The sequence below is a fragment of the Streptomyces sp. NPDC047017 genome (assembly GCF_040644175.1).
In the GTDB taxonomy this organism is placed as follows: Bacteria; Actinomycetota; Actinomycetes; order Streptomycetales; family Streptomycetaceae; genus Streptomyces.
Map to the genome: position 1 here is coordinate 205179 of NZ_JBEYVW010000004.1, position 19754 is coordinate 224932.

General features: G+C 74.1%; 18 protein-coding genes and 1 pseudogene. 11 read left to right on the forward strand and 8 right to left on the reverse strand.

What is annotated here, in order from left to right; genetic code table 11:
* Window positions 1-74 precede the first annotated feature (74 nt).
* Complete coding sequence (locus ABZ858_RS08520; RefSeq protein ID WP_361374033.1) at window positions 75-902, forward strand: DeoR/GlpR family DNA-binding transcription regulator; 828 nt, start codon at window positions 75-77, stop codon at window positions 900-902.
* Between the two features lie 51 nt (window positions 903-953).
* On the opposite strand, the gene ABZ858_RS08525 is transcribed toward ABZ858_RS08520, so the two are convergent.
* The gene (locus tag ABZ858_RS08525; RefSeq protein ID WP_361374035.1) at window positions 954-2078 is read right to left on the reverse strand and encodes a PLP-dependent cysteine synthase family protein; all 1125 of its coding nucleotides are present in this window, start codon (window positions 2076-2078) and stop codon (window positions 954-956) included.
* A 384-nt stretch (window positions 2079-2462) separates the two neighbouring features.
* Between ABZ858_RS08525 and ABZ858_RS08530 the strand changes: the two genes are divergently transcribed.
* Together ABZ858_RS08530 and ABZ858_RS08535 are read left to right on the forward strand one after the other, a co-directional pair.
* Window positions 2463-2786: a hypothetical protein gene (locus ABZ858_RS08530; protein WP_361374037.1), complete on the forward strand. Its 324-nt coding sequence runs from the start codon at window positions 2463-2465 to the stop codon at window positions 2784-2786.
* Between the two features lie 199 nt (window positions 2787-2985).
* On the forward strand, window positions 2986-3528 hold the full coding sequence (locus ABZ858_RS08535; protein WP_361374039.1) for an ATP-binding protein: 543 nt from the start codon (window positions 2986-2988) through the stop codon (window positions 3526-3528).
* 246 nt (window positions 3529-3774) lie between these two features.
* Here the strand turns inward: ABZ858_RS08535 and ABZ858_RS08540 are convergent, their stop codons facing one another.
* The gene (locus ABZ858_RS08540; protein WP_361374041.1) at window positions 3775-4068 is read right to left on the reverse strand and encodes an SHOCT domain-containing protein; all 294 of its coding nucleotides are present in this window, start codon (window positions 4066-4068) and stop codon (window positions 3775-3777) included.
* Between the two features lie 218 nt (window positions 4069-4286).
* On the opposite strand from ABZ858_RS08540, the gene ABZ858_RS08545 reads away from it, so the two are divergent.
* From ABZ858_RS08545 to ABZ858_RS08555, 3 genes are read left to right on the forward strand one after another with little or no spacing between them, the layout of a single operon-like run.
* On the forward strand, window positions 4287-4871 hold the full coding sequence (locus tag ABZ858_RS08545; protein ID WP_361374043.1) for a TetR/AcrR family transcriptional regulator: 585 nt from the start codon (window positions 4287-4289) through the stop codon (window positions 4869-4871).
* A 16-nt stretch (window positions 4872-4887) separates the two neighbouring features.
* Window positions 4888-5472 (forward strand): DUF4865 family protein, encoded by a 585-nt coding sequence (locus ABZ858_RS08550; RefSeq protein ID WP_361374045.1) that lies wholly within the window; start codon window positions 4888-4890, stop codon window positions 5470-5472.
* Window positions 5469-6380 (forward strand): phosphotriesterase, encoded by a 912-nt coding sequence (locus ABZ858_RS08555; protein WP_361374047.1) that lies wholly within the window; start codon window positions 5469-5471, stop codon window positions 6378-6380. Before ABZ858_RS08550 ends, ABZ858_RS08555 begins: the two co-directional genes overlap by 4 nt.
* 106 nt (window positions 6381-6486) lie before the next feature.
* Here ABZ858_RS08555 and ABZ858_RS08560 read toward each other — a convergent pair whose 3' ends face one another.
* Window positions 6487-7725 carry an ROK family protein gene (locus ABZ858_RS08560; protein ID WP_361374049.1) on the reverse strand — a complete coding sequence of 413 codons (1239 nt, stop codon included), beginning with the start codon at window positions 7723-7725 and terminating at the stop codon, window positions 6487-6489.
* Window positions 7726-7761: 36 nt separating this feature from the next.
* Window positions 7762-8412, reverse strand: coding sequence for an alpha-ketoglutarate-dependent dioxygenase AlkB (locus ABZ858_RS08565; RefSeq protein ID WP_361374051.1), 651 nt, complete (start codon window positions 8410-8412; stop codon window positions 7762-7764).
* 83 nt (window positions 8413-8495) lie between these two features.
* Here ABZ858_RS08565 and ABZ858_RS08570 point away from each other — a divergent pair, with 83 nt between their 5' ends.
* The gene (locus tag ABZ858_RS08570; RefSeq protein WP_361374521.1) at window positions 8496-9638 is read left to right on the forward strand and encodes a methyltransferase; all 1143 of its coding nucleotides are present in this window, start codon (window positions 8496-8498) and stop codon (window positions 9636-9638) included.
* 23 nt (window positions 9639-9661) lie between these two features.
* On the opposite strand, the gene ABZ858_RS08575 is transcribed toward ABZ858_RS08570, so the two are convergent.
* Window positions 9662-10534, reverse strand: coding sequence for a ketose-bisphosphate aldolase (locus ABZ858_RS08575; protein ID WP_361374053.1), 873 nt, complete (start codon window positions 10532-10534; stop codon window positions 9662-9664).
* Window positions 10535-10575: 41 nt separating this feature from the next.
* On the reverse strand, window positions 10576-11457 hold the full coding sequence (locus tag ABZ858_RS08580) for an SIS domain-containing protein (RefSeq protein WP_361374055.1): 882 nt from the start codon (window positions 11455-11457) through the stop codon (window positions 10576-10578).
* A 126-nt stretch (window positions 11458-11583) separates the two neighbouring features.
* Here ABZ858_RS08580 and ABZ858_RS08585 point away from each other — a divergent pair, with 126 nt between their 5' ends.
* Entirely contained in the window at window positions 11584-12363 is a 780-nt protein-coding gene (locus ABZ858_RS08585) for a DeoR/GlpR family DNA-binding transcription regulator (protein WP_361374057.1), read from the forward strand.
* 46 nt (window positions 12364-12409) lie between these two features.
* Here the strand turns inward: ABZ858_RS08585 and ABZ858_RS08590 are convergent, their stop codons facing one another.
* Complete coding sequence (locus ABZ858_RS08590) at window positions 12410-12790, reverse strand: luciferase family protein (protein WP_361374059.1); 381 nt, start codon at window positions 12788-12790, stop codon at window positions 12410-12412.
* A 216-nt stretch (window positions 12791-13006) separates the two neighbouring features.
* Between ABZ858_RS08590 and ABZ858_RS08595 the strand changes: the two are divergent.
* Both ABZ858_RS08595 and ABZ858_RS08600 read left to right on the forward strand, forming a co-directional pair.
* Window positions 13007-13874: pseudogene (locus ABZ858_RS08595) on the forward strand (class I SAM-dependent methyltransferase); the annotation flags it as partial.
* Between the two features lie 810 nt (window positions 13875-14684).
* Entirely contained in the window at window positions 14685-15998 is a 1314-nt protein-coding gene (locus ABZ858_RS08600) for an MFS transporter (protein ID WP_361374061.1), read from the forward strand.
* A 159-nt stretch (window positions 15999-16157) separates the two neighbouring features.
* Here ABZ858_RS08600 and ABZ858_RS08605 read toward each other — a convergent pair whose 3' ends face one another.
* Complete coding sequence (locus tag ABZ858_RS08605; RefSeq protein WP_361374063.1) at window positions 16158-18707, reverse strand: ATP-dependent Clp protease ATP-binding subunit; 2550 nt, start codon at window positions 18705-18707, stop codon at window positions 16158-16160.
* Between the two features lie 209 nt (window positions 18708-18916).
* On the opposite strand from ABZ858_RS08605, the gene ABZ858_RS08610 reads away from it, so the two are divergent.
* The gene (locus tag ABZ858_RS08610) at window positions 18917-19660 is read left to right on the forward strand and encodes a maleylpyruvate isomerase family mycothiol-dependent enzyme (RefSeq protein WP_361374065.1); all 744 of its coding nucleotides are present in this window, start codon (window positions 18917-18919) and stop codon (window positions 19658-19660) included.
* Window positions 19661-19754 lie beyond the last annotated feature (94 nt).

A 19754-nucleotide genomic window follows, 5' to 3' on the forward strand; every position in this document is an offset into this window, starting at 1 on the left:
CGGGCGGACCGCCTCGTCGGAGCGGGTGCGCCGGGCGGGTCGTACGGCTTGAGGCGAAAGGAACCGGAGCACACGTGAGTGAGAATCAGAACCTCCTCGCGGAGCAGCGGCGCGCCCTGATCCTCGACGAGGTCCGCCGCCGCGGCGGTGTCCGGGTCAACGAGCTGACCCGGAAGCTCGGCGTGTCGGACATGACGGTCCGGCGCGACCTGGACGCGCTGTCCCGCCAGGGCGTGCTGGAGAAGGTGCACGGCGGCGCGGTCCCCGTCATCGAGGCCAGTACGCACGAGCCGGGATTCGAGGCCAAGTCGGGCCTGGAGCTGACGGCCAAGGAGGACATCGCCCGGGCCGCCGCCGAACTGGTCGCGCCGGGCACGGCGATCGCCCTGTCCGGCGGTACGACGACCTACGCGCTGGCCCACCGGCTGGTGGAGGTGCCGGATCTGACGGTGGTCACCAACTCGGTGCGGGTGGCGGATGTGTTCCACACCGCGCAGCGCACCTCGGGGCCGCGGCCGGGCGCGGCGACGGTGGTGCTGACCGGCGGGGTGCGCACCCCGTCGGACTCGCTGGTGGGGCCGGTGGCCGACCGGGCGATCGCCGAGCTGCACTTCGACGTGCTCTTCCTCGGGGTGCACGGGATATCGGCCGAGGCCGGCCTGTCGACGCCGAACCTCGCCGAGGCCGAGACGAACCGGCGGCTGGTGCAGTCGGCGCGCCGGGTCGTGGTGATCGCCGACCACACCAAGTGGGGTGTGGTCGGACTGAGTTCGTTCGCCGGGCTGGAGCGGATCGACACCCTGGTGACGGACGCCGGGCTGCCGGCCGAGGCGCGGGCCGAGATCCCCGAACACCTGCGCCTGGTGGTGGCGGGCCAGGCCGAGGACGGACCGGACCTCTAGGACCCGTCACACGGTCGGCCCGGTCCGTCCGGTCCGTCCGGTCCGCCGGTCTCAGCGCGGCCATTCCCCCGTCGTCAGGAAGGACTCGATGGTCGCCGTGTACGGCGCGGCGTCCAGGCCCTGTCCGGCCAGCCAGGCGTCCGAGTAGTACTTGTCGAGGTAGCGGTCGCCCGGGTCGCACAGCAGGGTGACCACGCTTCCCCGGCGGCCCTGGGCCCGCATCTCGGCGACGATCTTCAGGGCGCTCCACAGGCCGGTGCCGGTCGAGCCGCCCGCCTTGCGGCCGATGGCCCGCTCCAGGGCGCGTACGGCGGCGACGGCGGCCGCGTCGGGCACCTTCATCATGCGGTCGATGGCGCCGGGCACGAAGCTCGGCTCCATCCGCGGCCGGCCGATGCCCTCGATGCGCGAGCCGCAGTCGCAGCTGACGTCCGGATCGCCGGTCGTCCAGCCCTCGAAGAAACAGGAGTTGTCCGGGTCCGCGACGCAGATACGGGTGTCGTACTGCATGTAGTGGACGTAGCGCGCGAGGGTTGCGGAGGTGCCGCCGGTGCCCGCGGTGGCGACGATCCACGCCGGCTCGGGGAAGCGCTCCAACTCCAGCTGGCGGAAGATGGATTCGGCGATGTTGTTGTTGCCGCGCCAGTCCGTGGCCCGCTCGGCGTAGGTGAACTGGTCCATGTAGTGGCCGCCGGTCTCCACCGCGAGCCGTGCGGACTCCTCGTACATGGTGCGCGGGTCGTCCACGAAGTGGCACCGCCCGCCGTGGAACTCGATCAGCCGGCACTTCTCCGCGCTGGTCGTGCGCGGCATCACCGCGATGAAGGGCACCCCGATCAGCTTGGCGAAGTACGCCTCGGAGACGGCCGTCGAACCGCTGGACGCCTCGATCACCGGGCGCTCCGGCCTGATCCAGCCGTTGCACAGGCCGTACAGGAACAGCGAGCGCGCCAGGCGGTGCTTGAGGCTGCCGGTCGGGTGGGTCGACTCGTCCTTCAGGTACAGGTCGATGCCCCACTCCTCGGGCAGCGGGAAGCGCAGCAGGTGGGTGTCGGCCGAGCGGTTGGCGTCGGCCTGGACCTTGCGGACGGCCTCTTTGAGCCAGTCGCGGTAGCCGGTGTCGCTGCGGTCGACGTCGAGGGTTTCGCCGGTCCGGCGCTGCTCGATGGTGCTCACGGCGGGACTCCTTACGCTGGGCGCCGACGGCGTGTCGTGCGGCCGGACACCATCGACTATAGACACCTTCCGTACGCTTCTCACCTGCATAAACGCCACTTTGGGCGGCCCAAAGGCAGCCCTGGGGCGGGGCGCGCCAGGGCGCGTGGACGGCGCATCGCGCGCATCTGCGGGGGCGCGTTCGCGCGCGTGCTCCGGGCGCCGGTGGCGAGCGCGCCGTGCGCACTGGTGCCGGGTGGCGAAGCGGGGCAGACTGCACGGCGCGGGACGAAGAGCCGGACGGGACGCGCGAGGATCCCGCACGGACCACGCCGGCAGGCGGACCGGGCCTGGCGCACCGGGCCGCACCGGCAGCCGGCAGCGTGCACGAAGGGGCGGGCGAGGATGGCGGAACCGGAGTTCACGGCCACGGGCGTGCGGATAGCCAGACGACTGCGCTCGCTCACCCGGGCCGGACGGGTCCGGATCAGCGACGGCAGGCTGGAACTGCTCACCAGCTACGGCAGTGAGATCGACAGCGCGCCGCTGCACACCGTGCGCGCGTCCAGGTTCTGGCTCACTCCGGACGACCGGGCCTTCGCCGATCTCAACGGCACCCGGTATCTGCTCACGTTAGCCGCCGCCGACCCCGCTCCGGGCGAGCCGGGACCGCCCGCCGCGCGCCGGTTCATCGAGGCCGTCCGCAAGGCGGCGGGGCAGGACGGCTGAGCGGAATCGGGGAAGGTGGCTCGAAGTTGCGGTACCGAACCCCTTGCGTCACGCTGGTCTCACGTCACTCTGGGTTTACCGGCGATAACACTGCGAACCAGCCCGCCGGCCACGACAGCAGGCGGCCGTGTCACGCAGGCGCCCTGCTGCATCCAAAACCTCGTGTTCTTCCGGACCTCAACGTCGGGGAGTCGCAGCCGTGATCAGTCACCCAAGCAGGCACTGCACGGTGGAGCTCCAAGCCCTGCCGTCGCGGATCGGCCAGGTCCGCAGAATCGTATCGGCGCACTTGCGCTACTGGCATCTGGACCCTCTGATAGACCGGGCCGCGCTCGGTGTGACGGAGTTGTTGACCAACGTCCACCAGCACGCCCGGCCCGACAAACTGTGCACCGTCGAACTCGAGCTGCTGCTCGACCGGCTCACCGTCTCCGTCCGCGATCACGATCCGCGTCTTCCCGTGGTGGAGGACATGGTCGACATCGCGCCGCTGGCCACCGAAGGCCGCGGGCTGGCGATGGTGGCCGCGATGAGCGAGAGCTGGGGTGCGCGCCCGGAGGGCGAACAGGGCAAGGTGGTGTGGTTCACCTTGCCGACCGTCGCCGGTCCGGTCACGATGCCCGCGCGGGTGCCCCGGCTGGTCACCGGGGAGCCGTCCGCGCGCCGCTTCACCGAGGTCGAACCCGCCCTCGACGGTGCCCGGCCCGCGCATGCTCCCGCCCGGTCGGCCGTTGTCGGCTGACCGGGCGGTGAGGGGGCGTTGACCGGGACGAGCGAGGCGGTCGGCAGGTCGCTTCGGCCGTCCCGGCGGTAGCGGTCGTGACGGCCGGGCGGGACCCGCCGGTTCACAGCCCGGTCGCCGGTCGTGCACGTCATGCCCGTGCCCGGGTACCGGCATCGACGTCCGGCACCGTACGTCGGTGCTGGACGTCGATGCCGGGTGTCGGCGTTTCGGCCACCCATCACCTCGGCGTGTCGGTCATGTCGGTCACCGGGCGACGCCCTTGTCCACGCGGCCGAAGTGTTCCTCCAGTACCGACAGCCGACGCCAGTACTCGTCCTCGTCGATCTCGCCGGAGGCGAAGCGGCGGCCGAGCACGGCGAGGGGCGAGTCGCCGGCGGGACGGCCGGCCGGACCACGCCACGGTCCGCCGCGGCCACGCCAGGCGGTGCGGCGCAGGACCGTGACGGCGCCGGCGATCACGGTCGCCCAGAGCAGCGGGAACAGGAGGATCCAGGGGCCGGGTCCGGGGTCGCCGCCCCAGCTCGCCAAGGTCCGCATCTCGGTTCATCTCCCTCGGGGATTCTGCGGGTTGTGCGAGTTCCGCGGACTCTGCGGTAATGCCTTGACGCTTCGAGAGTCGCCCCGAGGACCGTCCCGGGTCGTCGTACGGCCAGCGGCGGTGCGGATACCTCCCGGGGAGTACGGGAGGGACCGGCGGCTGCTTCTCGGTCCGGGAGGGCTGGACTTCTGTAACTACTGGTATGTACAGTACGCGTATGAGCACCTCGGAACGGCTGATCGAGTCCACCCGCGAGCTGCTGTGGGAGCGCGGTTACGTGGGGACGAGCCCCAAGGCGATCCTGGAGCGGGCGGGCGCCGGGCAGGGCAGCATGTACCACCACTTCAAGGGCAAGCCCGACCTGGCGCTGGCGGCGATCCGACGGACCGCCGGGGAGCTGCGGGCCGCCGCCGAGCGAGTCCTCACCGGCCCGGGCACCCCGTACGAACGCGTCGAGGCGTACCTGCGGCGCGAGCGTGACGTGCTGCGCGGCTGCCCCGTCGGCCGGCTGACCATGGACCCGGACGTCATCGCCAGTGACGTGCTGCGCGCCCCGCTCGACGAGACGCTGGACCGCATCCGCGAACTGCTCGCGCAGATCGTCGAGGAGGGCAGGGAGCAGGGCCAGTTCCCGGCCTCGCTCGACGGCGAGGAGATCGCGGCGGCGATCCTGGCCACGGTGCAGGGCGGTTACGTCCTGGCGCGCGCCTCCGGCTCCCCCGCCGCCTTCGACGCCGGTGTCCGAGGACTGCTCTCCCTGCTCGCCCCGCACGGGACGCCGAGCGCGCTGCCCGAGGCCTGAGAAAGGACCCTCAGCCATGCATGCCATGCAGTACGAGCTGACCCTGCCCGCCGACTACGACATGGACGTCATCCGCGACCGGGTGGCCCGCGTCGGGCACCTGCTCGACGACTGGGACGGTCTCGGCTTCAAGACGTACCTGCTGCGCGAGCGCGGGGTGGACGGCTCGCCGGTCAACCAGTACGCGCCGTTCTACCTGTGGAACACCATGGAGGGCATGAACACCTTCCTGTGGGGAGGCGCTTTCCAGGGGCTGGTCCACGACTTCGGCCGCCCCTCGGTGCGCCAGTGGTCGGGAGCGGCCTACGAGGAGGGCGGCACCGCGGACTCGCCCGCCGCCGTCGCCGTACGCCGTCGCCGGCCCGTGCCCGAGGGAGCGGTACTGACCGAGTTCATGGCGGACGTGGCCGAGGAGACGCGGCGGCTGGCCGGCCGGGACGGCGCGGTGCTCGCGGCGGCCGCGGTGGACGCGAGCCGCTGGGAGCTGGTGCTGTTCTCGCTCTGGGCGCACGGCGCACCGGACGAGGAGGGCGAGGTGTTCCAGGTCCTGCACCTGTCCCAGCCCGGCCGCAAGGAACTGCCGCGCGGACGGCAGTGGTGAGCGCGGCCGTCCGTACGGTCCTCGGTGACCTGCCGCCCGGGGAGCTGGGCGTGACCGACGCGCACGACCACCTCTTCTTCCGCAGCCCGCGCCTGCCCGGCCAGGAGCTGGACGACGTGGTGGCCGCCGAGGACGAACTGGCCGCGTTCCGCGCGGAGGGCGGCGGCGCCGTCGTGCAGTGGACGCCGTGCGGTCTGGGGCGCCGGGCCGCCGAGCTGCCGCCGCTCTCCCGGGCCGCCGGGGTGCGCCTGGTGTGCGCCACGGGGCTGCACCAAGCCGTCCACTACGCCGAGGACACACTCGCCGCACTGCGCGGCCGGCTCGCGGAGGTCTTCGTCACCGAACTCACCGAGGGCATCGGCACGTCGGGCGTACGGGCCGGGCTCGTCAAGGTCGCGGGCGGCTTCCACGCGCTGGACGCGCACACCCGGTGGACGATGACCGCCGCCGCCGAGGCCCACCACACCACCGGCGCGCCGATCGCCGTCCACCTGGAGCTGGGCACGGCCGCCCTCGACGTGCTGGACCTGCTCTGCGGTGAGCTGGAGGTGCCGCCGCACCGGGTGATCCTCGGGCACCTCAACCGCTCGCCCGACTCCGCGATCCAGCTGCAGGCGGCCCGGACCGGCTGCTACCTCGCCTTCGACGGCCCGTCCCGTGCCCACCACGCCACGGACTGGCGCATGCCCGACGCCGTGCTGGCCCTGGCCGAGGCCGGGTTCGGCGAGCGGTTGCTGCTCGGCGGGGACACGGTGGTCGCGGATGCGCGCTCGGTGAACGGCGGCCCCGGCATGCCGTATCTGCTGCGCCGGGTGCGCCCGCGCCTGGTGGCCGCGCTGGGCGCGGAACCGGTCCGCCGCCTTCTCACCGAGAACCCGGCACGGGCCTTCGCCGTCGACTGGCAGTGAGCTTCAGGGGCGGCCGGTGCCCGACCTTCACCGACGGCCGGCACCGAGCCGCCCACCCCGTCCACCCCGGTCACCGCGCTGACCCGCCCCGACCCGCCCGGCCGTCTCAGCTCAGCGCCGTCAGCGGATCGTCCAGGACCGGCTGCCAGGCCAGTTCGGCGGCGCCGACCAGGCTGTTGTGGTCGAGCGAGCAGGGCAGGATGGGAACGCCGCCGCTCTGGCCCCACAGGCTGCGGTCGGCCACGACGGCGCGCAGCCGGCCGGGGTCGGCGTCGAGCAGGGAGCGGTGCAGTCCGCCAAGGATGATCCGGTCCGGGTTGAGGATGTTGACCAGGCCGGCGAGGCCGAGGCCGAGGCGGTCGATGAGGGCCTCGGTGGCGGTGCGGACGGCCGGGTCGTCGTAGTGGCCGCGGATGAGGAGGTCGGCCTGTTTCAGCAGGGACACCTCGGGGCCCGGCGCGCGGCCCGCGGCGGTGAGGAAGGCCAGCGGGTCGGCCTCCACGTCCAGGCAGCCGCGGCCGCCGCAGTGGCAGGGGCGGCCCTCGGGGTTGACGGTGAGGTGCCCGACCTCCAGCGCCAGGCCCGCACTGCCGGTGTGCAGCCGTCCGTCCAGGACCAGCGCGCCGCCGACGCCCCGGTGCCCGGTGGCCACGCACAGCAGGTCGCGGGCGCCGCGGCCGGCGCCGTGCCGGTGCTCGGCGAGCGCCGCGAGGTTGACGTCGTTGGCCGCGAACGCCGGTCCGGTGATCCCGGCGTCCCGCACGCACTCGGCGAAGATCCGCCGTACCGGCGCGCCCGCCGGCCAGGCCAGGTGGAGCGGGTTGAGGGCCAGGCCGTCCGGTTCGGCGACCGCGGACGGCACGGCGAGGCCGGCGCCGACGCAGCGCCGGCCGGTGGAGCGCAGGAGTCCGGCGCCGGCCTCGACGACCGAGCCGAGCACCTTGGCCGGGTCGGCGTCGATGGTCTCGCAGCCCGGCGCGGTCGCCACGATCCGGCCGCCGAGGCCCACCAGGGCGGCGCGGAAGCCGTCGGCGTGCACCTGCGCGGCGAGCGCGACCGGCCCTTCCTCGGCGACGGCGAGCCGGTGCGAGGGCCGTCCCTGCGAACCGGCGGCCGCGCCCGGGCGGGCGTCCACCCGGATCAGGCCGAGCGCCTCCAGTTCGGCGGCCACCGCGCCGGCCGTCGCCCGGGTCACCCCCAGTTCGGCGGTGAGCACGGCACGGGTCGGGGCGCGCCCGGTGTGCACGAGCTCCAGCGCGGGCCCGAGCGCACCGCGCCCCCGGTCAAGCCGCGCTCTGGAGGTGGTCCCTTCCCCCGCCGCCCGGGGGTCCGCCTTGCCGCTCATGTGGGCGAGTCTCCCATGATCCGCAGCGGTGGCCGCCTACCGGCCGCTCACCCGCAGCGTGATGTTCAGCCGCCCGGTCAGGCCCAACTCGGGCGGTGCGGTGCCCGCGTGGACGCGGGGGACGCCGTGGTAGGCGAGCCGGGACGGGCCGCCGAAGACGAACAGGTCGCCGCTGCGCAGCTCGACGTCCGTCCAGGGCCGGGTACGGGTCTCGGTGTTGCCGAAGCGGAACACGCAGGTGTCACCGAGGCTCAGCGACACCACGGGCGCCGGGGAGTCTTCGTCGCTGTCGCGGTGCAGGCCCATGCGGGCGTCGGCGTCGTAGAAGTTGATCAGCGCGATGTCGTAGGGGGCCGCCGCGGCCGCCGCCGGTCCCAGCGCGTCCGCCACCGCGTCCCGGCCCAGCCGGTCGAGCCAGGCCGGGAAGGGCTTCACCGGGGCGCCGTCGCCGTCGACGACGGTGCGGGCGTAGCCGTACGGGTACCAGTGCAGGCCGAGGCAGACCTGCCGGGCGGTCATCGTGCCGCCGCCAGGGGTGCGCACCGTGCGCAGCCCGGCCGGCGGGCGGGCCCACTCCCGGCAGGCGGCGAGCAGGTCGCGCTGCCGGGCCGCGTCCAGCCAGTCCGGCACGTGCACGGCGCCCGGCGCGATCTCGGCCCGGGGCTGGGGAAACAGTTCGGCGTCCATGGTTCCATCCTGCCCGAGGGGTCCGGGCCCCGAGCAGTCCTGAGCTGCGGCTCGGCTAGCCTGGACGGACCATGAACGACCGTATGACGACTCCCTGGGGCGAGCTGGCGCTGGCCCGGTTCCCCGAGGACCCGCGGGACCGGCTGCGTGCCTGGGACGCCGCCGACACGTACCTGCTGCGCCATCTCGCCGAGCGGGCCACCGACCTGTCCGGGACGGTGGTGGTCGTCGGGGACCGCTGGGGCGCGCTGGCGACGGCGCTGGCGGCGCACCGGCCGGTGCAGATCACCGACTCCTGCCTCGGGCAGGAGGCCACCCGCCGCAGCCTCGCCCGCAACGGTGTGGAGACCGGCACCGTACGGCTGCTGACCACGCAGGACGCCCCGCCGGACCGGATCGACGTCCTCCTGGTGCGGGTGCCCAAGAGCCTGGCGCTGCTGGAGGACCAGTTGCTGCGGCTGGCGCCCACCGTGCACGAGGGCACGGTCGTCGTGGGCACGGGCATGGTGAAGGAGATCCACACCTCCACGCTGGAGCTGTTCGAGCGGGTGCTCGGGCCCACCCGGACCTCACTGGCCGAGCGCAAGGCCCGGCTGATCCTCTGCACTCCGGACCCGTCCGCGCGGGAGGCCGGGCGGCCCGCCAGCCCGTGGCCGTACCGCTACACGCTGCCCGACGACGTCGGCGTGGTCTCGGGGCGTACGGTCGTCAACCACGCGGGCGTCTTCTGCGCCGACCGGCTCGACATCGGCACCCGTTTCTTCCTGCGGCATCTGCCGGACGGGCGGGACGTGCGCCGGGTGGTGGACCTGGGCTGCGGCAACGGGGTGGTGGGCACGGCGATGGCGCTGGCCCACCCGGAGGCCGAGGTGCTGTTCACGGACGAGTCGTTCCAGGCGGTGGCCTCGGCGGAGGCGACGTACCGGGCTAACGGGGTGCCGGGGCACGCGGAGTTCCGGGTCGGGGACGGGCTGGACGGGGTGCCGTCCGGCAGCGTGGACCTGGTCCTGAACAATCCGCCGTTCCACTCGCACCAGGCGATGACGGACGCGACGGCCTGGCGGATGTTCACCGGGGCGCGGCGGGTGCTGCGCCCCGGTGGTGAGCTGTGGGTGGTCGGCAACCGGCACCTGGGGTACCACGTCAAGCTGCGCCGGCTGTTCGGCAACAGCCGACTGGTGGCCGGCGACCCGAAGTTCGTGGTGCTGAGAGCCGTCAAACGGTAGTCGCCGTCAAACGGTGGTCGCCGTCAAGCGGCAGCCGTCGTACGGGGTGTGCCGATCACCCCGATGAGCCGTGCCACCTCCTCCACCATCGCCTGCCGGCCCACGCCGAGGTACTTGCGGGAGTCGACCGCCTCGGGGTGGCCGGTGAGGAAGCCGCGGACCGCGCCGGTCATGGCGATGTTGAGGGCGGTGCCGATGTTGACCTTGGCGATGCCGCCGGCGACGGCCGCGGTCAGTTCGCCGTCGGGCACGCCGGAGGAGCCGTGCAGCACCAGCGGCACGTCCAGCGCGCCGGCCAGGCGCTTGACGAGGTCGTGATCGAGGGCGGCGGTGCGCTCGGTCATGGCGTGCGTGCTGCCGATGGCCACGGCCAGGGCGTCCACCCCGGAGTCGGTGACGAAGGCGTGCGCCTCGCCGGGATCGGTGCGGGCGCCGGGCGCGTGGGCGTCCAGCGGCCCGCGGCCGTCCTTGCCGCCGACCTCGCCCAGCTCCGCCTCGATCCACAGCCCCTGGGAGTGCGCCCATGCGGCGGCGGCCCGGGTGGTGGCCAGGTTGTCCGCGTAGGGCAGCCGGGCGGCGTCGTACATGACGGAGCTGAAGCCCGCGTCGGCGGCCCGGCGCAGCAGGTCGTCGCTCTGCACATGGTCGAGGTGGAGGGCGACGGGGACGCGGGCCGCTTCGGCGGCGGCGGCGGCCGCGCGGGCGAGCGGCAGCAGGTTCCCCCGGCGGTACGTGACCGCGTTCTCGCTGACCTGGAGCAGGACGGGCGCGCCGGCCTCCTCGGCGCCCGCGACGACGGCCTCGATGTGTTCCAGGGTGATGATGTTGAAGGCGGCGACGGCGGAACGCGCGGCGGCGGCGCGGCCGACCAGATCGCCGGTGGCTGCAAGCGGCACGGCCAGTCCTTTCGGAGACGGGCGGATACGGGCGGGGCGGGTCAGGGGGCGAGGATCACCGAGCGGGTGAGGTGGCGCGGCTGGTCCGGGTCGAGGCCGCGGGAGGCGGCGACGGCGACCGCGAGGCGCTGGGCGCGGACCAGTTCGGCCAGCGGGTCGAGCGTGCCCTCGACCCACAGCGCGCCGGTGGCGCGGACCTGTTCGGCCAGTCCCTCCGGCGCCTGGTCGAGCATCCAGGTGGCCGTGCCCTTGGTGGTGACGCTGATGGGACCGTGCCGGTACTCCATCGCCGGGTACGCCTCGGTCCAGGACAGGGACGCCTCGCGCATCTTCAGGCCGGCCTCGTTGGCGAGTCCCACGGTCCAGCCGCGGCCGAGGAAGGTGAACTGGGCGCAGTCGACGAGCCCTTCGGGCAGCGGCCCGGCCAGCGCGGCGCGGGCGTCGGCGACGACGGCGTCGCTGTGCAGGCCGAGGTGGGCGCGGAGCAGGGTGAGCGCGGTGGTCGCGAACCGGGTCTGCACGACGGAGCGTTCGTCCGCGTAGTCGAGGACGACGACGTCGTCGGCGGCCGACATGACGGGGGTGGCGGGGTCGGCGGTGACGGCGGTGGTGCGGGTGCGCCCCTTGAGCCGGCCCAGCAGGTCGAGCACTTCGGTGGTGGTGCCGGACCGGGTCAGGGCGACGACCCGGTCGTAGGTGCGGCCGTGCGGGAACTCGGAGGCGGCGAAGGCGTCGGTCTCGCCCTGCCCGGCGCCCTCGCGCAGCGCGGCGGCGGCCTGCGCCATGAAGTACGAGGTCCCGCAGCCGACGATCGCGACCCGCTCCCCCGTGGCCGGCAGCGCCGGGCCGTGTCCCGCGGCGTCGGCCGCCGCGCGGGTCCAGCACTCCGGCTGGCTGGTCAGCTCGTCCTCGACATGACTCATGGTGCACACCCTCCCGGGTCATCTGATTGTTCTTGCAAGATACAGTCGAGTTTCGAGCAGAATCAAGCATTTCCGGGGGTGCCGGGTGCGCTAGGGTCGCGAAAGACGGAGGAACGGAGGCTGCGGATGTCGCGCGACGCCCGCTGGAAGGCGCTGCTGGAACTGCTCGTCGAGCGGGGCCGTCTGGAGGTCGAGGAGGCGGCGACCCGGCTGGAGGTGTCGGCCGCGACGATCCGGCGCGACTTCGACCAGCTCGCCGAGCAGCAGATGCTGGTGCGCACCCGGGGCGGCGCGGTGGTGCACGGCGTCTCCTACGAGCTGCCGCTGCGCTACAAGACGGCCCGCCGCGCCTCCGAGAAGCAGCGGATCGCCCAGGCGGTCGCGGGCCTGCTCGCCCCCGGCGAGGCGGTGGGCCTGACCGGCGGCACGACCACCACGGAGGTGGCCCGCGCCCTGGCGGTGCGCGGCGACCTCACCTCGGGCACGCCCGCCCTGACCGTGGTGACCAACGCGCTCAACATCGCCAGCGAGCTGGCCGTGCGGCCGCAGTTCAAGATCGTGGTGACCGGCGGGGTCGCGCGCCCGCAGTCGTACGAGCTGATCGGGCCGCTGGCGGACGGTGTGCTCGGCCAGATCACCCTCGACGTGGCGGTGCTCGGCGTGGTCGCCTTCGACGTCACGCACGGCGCGGCGGCCAACGACGAGGCCGAGGCCGCCATCAACCGGCTGCTGTGCGAGCGCGCGGCGCGGGTCGTGGTCGCCGCGGACTCCAGCAAGCTGGGCCGGCGCGCCTTCGCCCGGATCTGCGCGGCGGAGTCCGTGGACACCCTGGTCACGGACTCGGCGGCCGGGCCGGAGACGGTACGCAGGTTCGAGGAGGCGGGGGTCCGGGTCCTCAGCGTGTGAGGCGCCGCGGCCGCCCCGGTCCTGCGGTGGGCGGGGCCGTGGCACGTCAGGTGCGCAGGAAGCCCACACCGCGGCCGTCGTTGCAGCCGGCGGGGACCGGCCGGTCCTCGGGGAGGCCACCCTCCTGCGCCTGGAGCGCGACGCTCGTCAGGGACAGCAGGAGATCCACGTCCGCCGACGCGTCGAGGCGGATCGTCACCCAGGACGAGCCCGGCACGACCCGTACGGCGGCGAACCTCCGCAGATCGCCCGCGAGGCGGCGGATGGCCCGGTCGGTCAGCCGGAGGTCGACGTCGCGCTCGGAGTGGAAGTGGGCGATCTCCCCGTGCGCCGAGCCGATCGCCTGCCCGGTGCCGCAGCTCGGTACCGCCTCCATCAGGTCGGGCCAGGTGGCCAGTTGGTCGAATGCACGCGCGGCGAGCGTCATGGTCCCATCATGGCCCGTACACCACACGGCAACCGACGCGTGCGCAAGCCTTGACCGATCCGTGTCCGAATCCGCCGCCGCGCACCGGCCGTGCGGCGGGAAACGGCGGACACCGTGGCGCGAAGGGCATGACGGCTCGGCTCGTACGACCCTGGAGGGGGCGCGCGCCGACGCCGGGCCGGTGCCCCGGGTACCGCGGAGAGGGAGAGTGCGCGCATGGCGGACAGCCGGGCGGAGCAGGCGGAAGCGGCAGGGCGAGCGGACCACACGGCGGTGCGGGTCGCCCTGTGGCGGGCCCTGCGCGTACGGGCCGATCCGCCGCCGCACGTCTTCGAGGACGAGGCCGGCCTGCGGCTGGCCGGGTGCGGCGAGGAATGGCGGCAGCGGCCCGACATGGACCCGGACGGGACCCGGCCCTTCCGCGCGGGCATCGTGGCCCGCGCCCGCTTCGTCGAGGATCTGGTCGAGGAGGCGGCCGGGCGCGGGGTCACGCAGTACGTCGTGCTCGGCGCGGGATTGGACACCTTCGTCCAGCAGCGCCCCGACGCGGCGGCCGGACTGCGGGTGTTCGAGGTGGACCGGCCCGGACCGCAGGCGTGGAAGCGGCGGCGGCTGACGGAGCTGGGCCTTGGGGTGCCGGCCGGGCTGCGGCTCGTGCCGGTCGACTTCGAGGCGGGCGGCTCCTGGTGGGAGGGGGGTGACCGCGGCCGGCTTCGACGCGCGGCGTCCCGCGGTGGTGGCCTGCACCGGGGTGAGCATGTACCTCACCCGGGAGGCGCTCGCGGGCACTCTGCGCCAGGTGGCGGCCCTCGCGCCGGGCTCCACGCCGGCCATGACGTTCATGCGGCCGCCGCAACTCCTGGCACCCGCGCTGCGCGAGCTGCTGGAGACGGCGGCCCGCCAGGCCGCGGCGTCGGGGAACCCGTTCCTCGGTTTCCTCTCGCCGCCGGAGATGCTCGCCCTCGCCCGGGAGGCCGGTTTCCGCCAGGTCCGGCAGGTGCCGACGGACGAGCCGGCCCGGGACTGCTTCGCCGGCCGCGCGGACGGACTGCGGCCGGTGCCCGCGGAGGAGATGCTGGTGGCCGCCGGCCGGCCGGCCGGGGCGGATCTTTTCCGCCGTTCGCCAGAGCCTCCGCCCGCGTCCGGGGGCACACTGGCAGTAAGGGCCGTCCATGGGCACGAGGGGGTGTCGAAGGTGGCACGTCGTGCGCGAGTGCGGATGTGGCGATGGCGGTGCAATCCGCTCCGGCGGACCAGTGACGTCGTGGAGGCGTGGATCCTGCTCGCCGCCTGGCTCCTGGCCCTGGCGGGCGGGTTGCTGGCAGGGCTGGTGACCGCGGGGGCCATGCAGGAGAGCGCGCAGCGGGTGCGGGCGCAGAGCCGTCCGGTGTCCGCCGTGCTGACCCGGGACGCCTCCCGCGGGAGCGGGGAGCCGGCGGGTGGCGCGCTGATGTGGGCGACGGTGCGCTGGACCGGTCCGGACGGCACCGCGCACACCGACCGCACCAGGGTCCCGGCCGCCGCGACGCCGGGTTCGCACGTCACCGTGTGGACCGACGGACGCGGTGCCCTGACGTCCACGCCCGCCTCCCCGGCCGACACGGACTTCCAGTCCGTCCTGGGCGGCCTGTGGGCGGGGACCGCCACGGCGGCCCTCGTCGTCGGCGGCGCCAAGCTGGTCCGCACCCGGCTCGACCGCCGCCGCTTCGACCAGTGGGCCGCGGAGTGGGACCGCGTGGACACGCGGTGGGGGCGTATGACGGGCTGAGCCCGCTGATCAGCCGGGGGCGAAGGGCCCGGCCCCTCGCCCGGGGACTCCACCTTGCCGCATCCCCCGCTCCCCTTCTAGCCTGACTTTGTGCCGCAAATAAACAAAGTCCGTTCGCACAGTGCCGTGCGGGACCCCTCCCTCACCCGTCTCCGGGTCGCCCTCAGTGCCTTCTTCGCGCTGGACGGCTTCGTCTTCGCCGGCTGGGTGGTCCGCATCCCGGCCATCAAGCACCAGACCCACGCCTCCGCCGGGGCCCTGGGCCTCGCCCTCCTCGGCGTCTCCGCGGGGGCCGTGGTCACCATGGTCCTCACCGGCCGGCTGTGCCGCCGTTACGGCAGCCATCCGGTCACGGTCGTCTGCGCCGTCCTGCTCTCCCTGAGCGTGGCCCTGCCCCCGCTCACCCACTCCGCCTGGGCGCTGGGGGCCGTGCTGCTGGTCTTCGGCGCCGCGTACGGCGGCATCAACGTCGCCTTCAACAGCGCCGCCGTCGATCTGGTGGCCGCGCTCCGGCGGCCGGTCATGCCCACCTTCCACGCCGCCTTCAGCCTCGGCGGCATGACCGGGGCGGGACTCGGCGGGCTCGTCGCCGGAGTCCTCTCCCCCACCCGCCACCTGCTCTGCCTCAGCGTGATCGGCCTGCTCGTCACCGCCGTCGCGGGGCGCGCGCTACTCCGGATCGCGCCCCCGGTCCCGGCGCACCGGCACCGGCCCGAGGAAGCCGGACGGGCCGGGCCCGCCGGACAGCCCGAGGAAGCCGGGGATACCGAGGAAGCCGGGCGAACCGAGGAGGCCGGGCGAACCGATGAGGCTGGGGAGACCGATGAGGCTGGGGAGACCGGACAGGCCAGGAAAGCCGGCCCGCCGACACCCGACTCGCGCCGCCTGGACGGCCGTACCCGAAGAGTCGTCCTCGTCCTCGGCCTGATCGCCCTGTGCACCGCGTACGGCGAAGGGGCCATGGCCGACTGGGGCGCACTGCACTTCACACAGGACCTGGCCGCCTCGCCGGGCCTGGCGGCGGCCGGTTACTCCTGCTTCGCGCTCGCCATGACCATCGGGCGGCTGACCGGCACCACCCTCCTGGAGCGGCTGGGCCGCACCCGCACGATCGTGGGCGGCGGCTGTCTCGCCGCGGCCGGCATGCTGCTGGGCTGCCTGGCGCCGTCCGCGTGGGCGGCGCTGCTCGGCTTCGCCGTGACCGGGCTCGGGCTCTCCAACCTCTTCCCGGTCGCCGTGGAGCGCGCCGGCGCGCTGGCCGGTCCCGGCGGGGTCGCGATCGCCTCCACGCTCGGTTACGGCGGCATGCTCCTGGGGCCGCCGGCCATCGGGTTCATGGCCGACTGGTTCTCCCTGCCGGCCGCGCTCACCAGCGTCGCCGTGCTGGCCGCCGTGGCCGCCGCGATCGGGTTCGCGACGCGGCGGACGGCGTACGAGTGAGGCCGCTCGAACGCCGTACGAGAGAGCGGGGACGGACGGCGCGCGAGAGAGCGGGGACGGACGGCGCGCGAGAGAGCGGGGACGGACGGCGCGCGAGAGAGCGGGGACGGACGGCGCGCGAGAGAGCGGGGACGGTCAGGGGGCGGGGGAGCGGGGCGGTCAGGGGGCAGGGGCCGGGGCGGCTCCCTCGCCGTCCTCGTAGACCTTCGCGTCCGAGGGGGCGGGGTGTTCGACGCGGCAGACCAGGGCGTCCTTGTCGATGTCGGCGACGATGGTGTCACCCGGGTCGGCCGAGTCGCTCAGCAGCAGCGAGGCGATCCGGTTGTCCAGCTCCGCCTGGATGGTGCGGCGCAGCGGGCGGGCGCCGAACTCGGGCTGGTGGCCGTGGGCGACGAGGAGTTTCTTCGCCGCCTCGGTGACCTCCAGGTCGAGACCCTGGGCCCGCACCCGCCGCCGGCTCTCGCCCAGCAGCAGGTCCACGATCCGGTGCAGCTCCTCCTCGCCCAGGCCGTGGAAGATGATGATGTCGTCGATGCGGTTGAGGAACTCGGGCAGGAACCGGCCGCGCAGGTCCCCCATCAGCTGGTCCTTGATGTCGGCGACGTCGCCGCGGTGGGCCAGGATCCGCTGGGCGCCGATGTTGGAGGTCATGATGACCACGGTGTTGCGGAAGTCGACGGTACGGCCCTGCGCGTCGGTGAGCCGGCCGTCGTCCAGGACCTGGAGCAGCGTGTTGAAGACGTCCGGGTGGGCCTTCTCCACCTCGTCGAAGAGCAGCACGCTGTAGGGCTGGCGGCGGACCTTCTCGGTGAGCTGGCCGGCCTCCTCGTGGCCGACGTAGCCGGGCGGGGCGCCGACGAGCCGGGAGACGGTGTGCTTCTCCTGGAACTCGCTCATGTCGAAGCGGACCATGCGGTTCTCGTCGCCGAAGAGCAGTTCCGCGAGCGCCTTGGCCAGCTCGGTCTTGCCCACGCCGGTCGGGCCGAGGAAGAGGAACGAGCCGACGGGCCGGTTCGGGTCGCCCATCCCGGCCCGGCTGCGGCGGACCGCCTGGGCGATGGCGGTGACGGCCTCGTCCTGCCCGACCACCCGGGAGTGCAGAGCGTCCTCCAGCTTCAGCAGGCGTTCCTTCTCGCTCTCGGTGAGCTGCGCGACCGGGATGCCGGTGCGCCGGGACAGGACGTCGGCGATGTCGTCGACGGTCACCTCCAGCACCCCTTCGCGGCGCTCGGCCAGCCCTTCCAGCTCGGTCTCCACCTCGGTGATGCGGTCCTTCAGCTCGGAGGCGCGCTCGAAGTCCTCGGCGGCGATGGCCTGGTCCTTCTCGCGGCGCAGCTTGGCCAGCCGGTCCTCGCGTTCGGCGACCTCGGTGGACCGGCCCAGGGACCGCAGCCGCACCCGCGCGCCGGCCTGGTCGAGCAGGTCGATGGCCTTGTCGGGCAGGAACCGGTCGGTGACGTAGCGGTCGGACAGCTCGGCCGCCGCGGCCAGCGCGTCGTCGCTGTAGCGGACCTGGTGGTGGGCCTCGTAGGAGTCGCGCAGGCCCTCCAGGATCTGCACGGTCTCCTCGACGCTCGGCTCGGGCACCATGACCGGCTGGAAGCGGCGTTCCAGGGCGGCGTCCTTCTCCACGTACTTGCGGTACTCGGTGAGGGTGGTGGCGCCGACGACGTGCAGTTCGCCGCGGGCCAGGGCCGGTTTGAGGATGTTGCCCGCGTCCATCGAGCCCTCACCGGTGGCGCCCGCGCCGACGACGGTGTGCAGTTCGTCCAGGAACAGGATCGTCGACTCGGAGGCGGCCTTGACCTCGTCGATGACGTTCTTCAGCCGCTCCTCGAACTGCCCCCGGTACTGGGCCCCGGCGACGAGGCCGGTCAGGTCCAGGGCGACGACCCGCTTGTTCTCCAGCGTCTTGGGCACGTCCCCGCCGACGATCCGCTGGGCCAGCCCCTCCACGATGGCGGTCTTGCCGACGCCCGGCTCACCGATCAGCACGGGGTTGTTCTTCGAGCGGCGGGAGAGGATCTCCACGGTCTGCTCGATCTCCTCGGCCCGGCCGACCACCGGGTCCAGCTTGCCGTCCCGGGCCTCCTCGGTGAGGTCGCGCCCGTACTGGTCGAGGGTGGGTGTGTCGCTCGGGGTGCCGTTCCCGCCCGGCGCGGCCTCGCCGCGGGCGGCCTTCTCGGCGCCGCGCCGCAACTGGTCGGCGTCGATGCCGTGGGCGCCCAGCACGCGCGCGGGTGCCGCGCCCGGCGTGTCCAGTAGGGCGCCGAGGATGTGTTCGGGACCGATGTACGACACTCCGGCCGCCCGGGAGTGCTCGTAGGCGCGCAGCAGCACCCGCTTGGCCGCCGGGGTCAGGCCGGGCTCGGCGGAGGGGGTGCCGCTCTCCGCGGGCAGCGCCTGGGCGAGGTCGGCGGCGAGGCGTTCGGGGTCGGCGCCGGCCTGGGCGAGCAGGCCGCGGGCGGGCTCCACCTGGGTGCACGCCCACAGCAGGTGCTCGGTGTCCAGGTCGGAGCTGCCGTCCTCGGCGGCCCGCCGGGTGGCGCGGTTGATCAGGTCCTGCGCGGACTCGGTCAGCAGACGTCCGATCGGCACCCGCTGGACCTGCGGGGGCGAGGCCGCCGGGGTCATGCCGAAGAAACGGTTGAGGATCTCGGAGAACGGGTCCTGACCGCCGTAGGAGGCACCGAAGGGGGACATCGTCATGATCGCCGTCCGCAACGTGGGGAAATGAGTCCCCACCAGCCCAACCCGCCGAACGGCCCACCGCAACGCGGCATACGCCGACCCGGTGGCGCACCCTCTCCTCCCGCGCCCTCTCCTCCCACGTCCCCTCTTACCGCACCTTTTCCTCCCGTGTCCGCTCCTCCGGCGTTCTCCTCCGCGGCGGCCGCCGGTCCGGCACACTGCCCGGCATGGAGATCGCCGAGTTCCTCAGCGCACTGGACCGGGAGGGCCGTCTGCTCGCCCGCGCCGCCGATGAGGCGGGTACCGGTGCCGCGGTGCCGTCCTGCCCGGGGTGGCGGGTGCGGGACCTGCTGCGGCACACGGGGGCGGTGCACCGGTGGGCCGCCGCCTTCGTCGCCGACGGCCACACCGCGCCGCGCCCCCTGGGCGACCCGCCGGAACTCGACGGCGCGGCCCTGGTGGACTGGTACCGGGACAGCCACCGCCGGCTGGTGGCGACCCTGGCCGGGGCGCCGGCCGACGTGGTGTGCTGGACGTTCCAGCCGGCGCCGTCGCCGCTGGCCTTCTGGGCCCGGCGGCAGGCGCACGAGACGGCGGTCCACCGGTTCGACGCCGAGGGGGCGCGCGGCGGCGACCCGGCCGCGCTCGGCTCCGGGTTCGCCGCGGACGGCATCGACGAGCTGCTGCGCGGTTTCCACGCCGGTTCGCGCAGCCGGGTGCGCACGTCCGGGCCGCGGGTACTGCGGGTGCGTGCCACGGGCCCGGTGGACGGCCCGGACGCGGTGTGGACCGTACGGCTGTCGGACGGGCCGCCGGTCGTCGAGCCGGGCGGCGACGGGACGGCCGACGCCGAACTCTCAGGTCCCGCGGACCGGCTGTACCTGGCGTTGTGGAACCGTGTCCCGGTGCCGGAGGTGACCGGGGACGCGGCGCTGGCCGTGCTGTGGCGGCGGACCTCGGCGATCACCTGAGCCGCCCGGCCCACCGAACCGGTCCGCGACGCCGGTCCACCAAGCCGGTCCACCAAGCCGGTCCACCAAGCCGGTCCACCAGGCCGGTCCACCG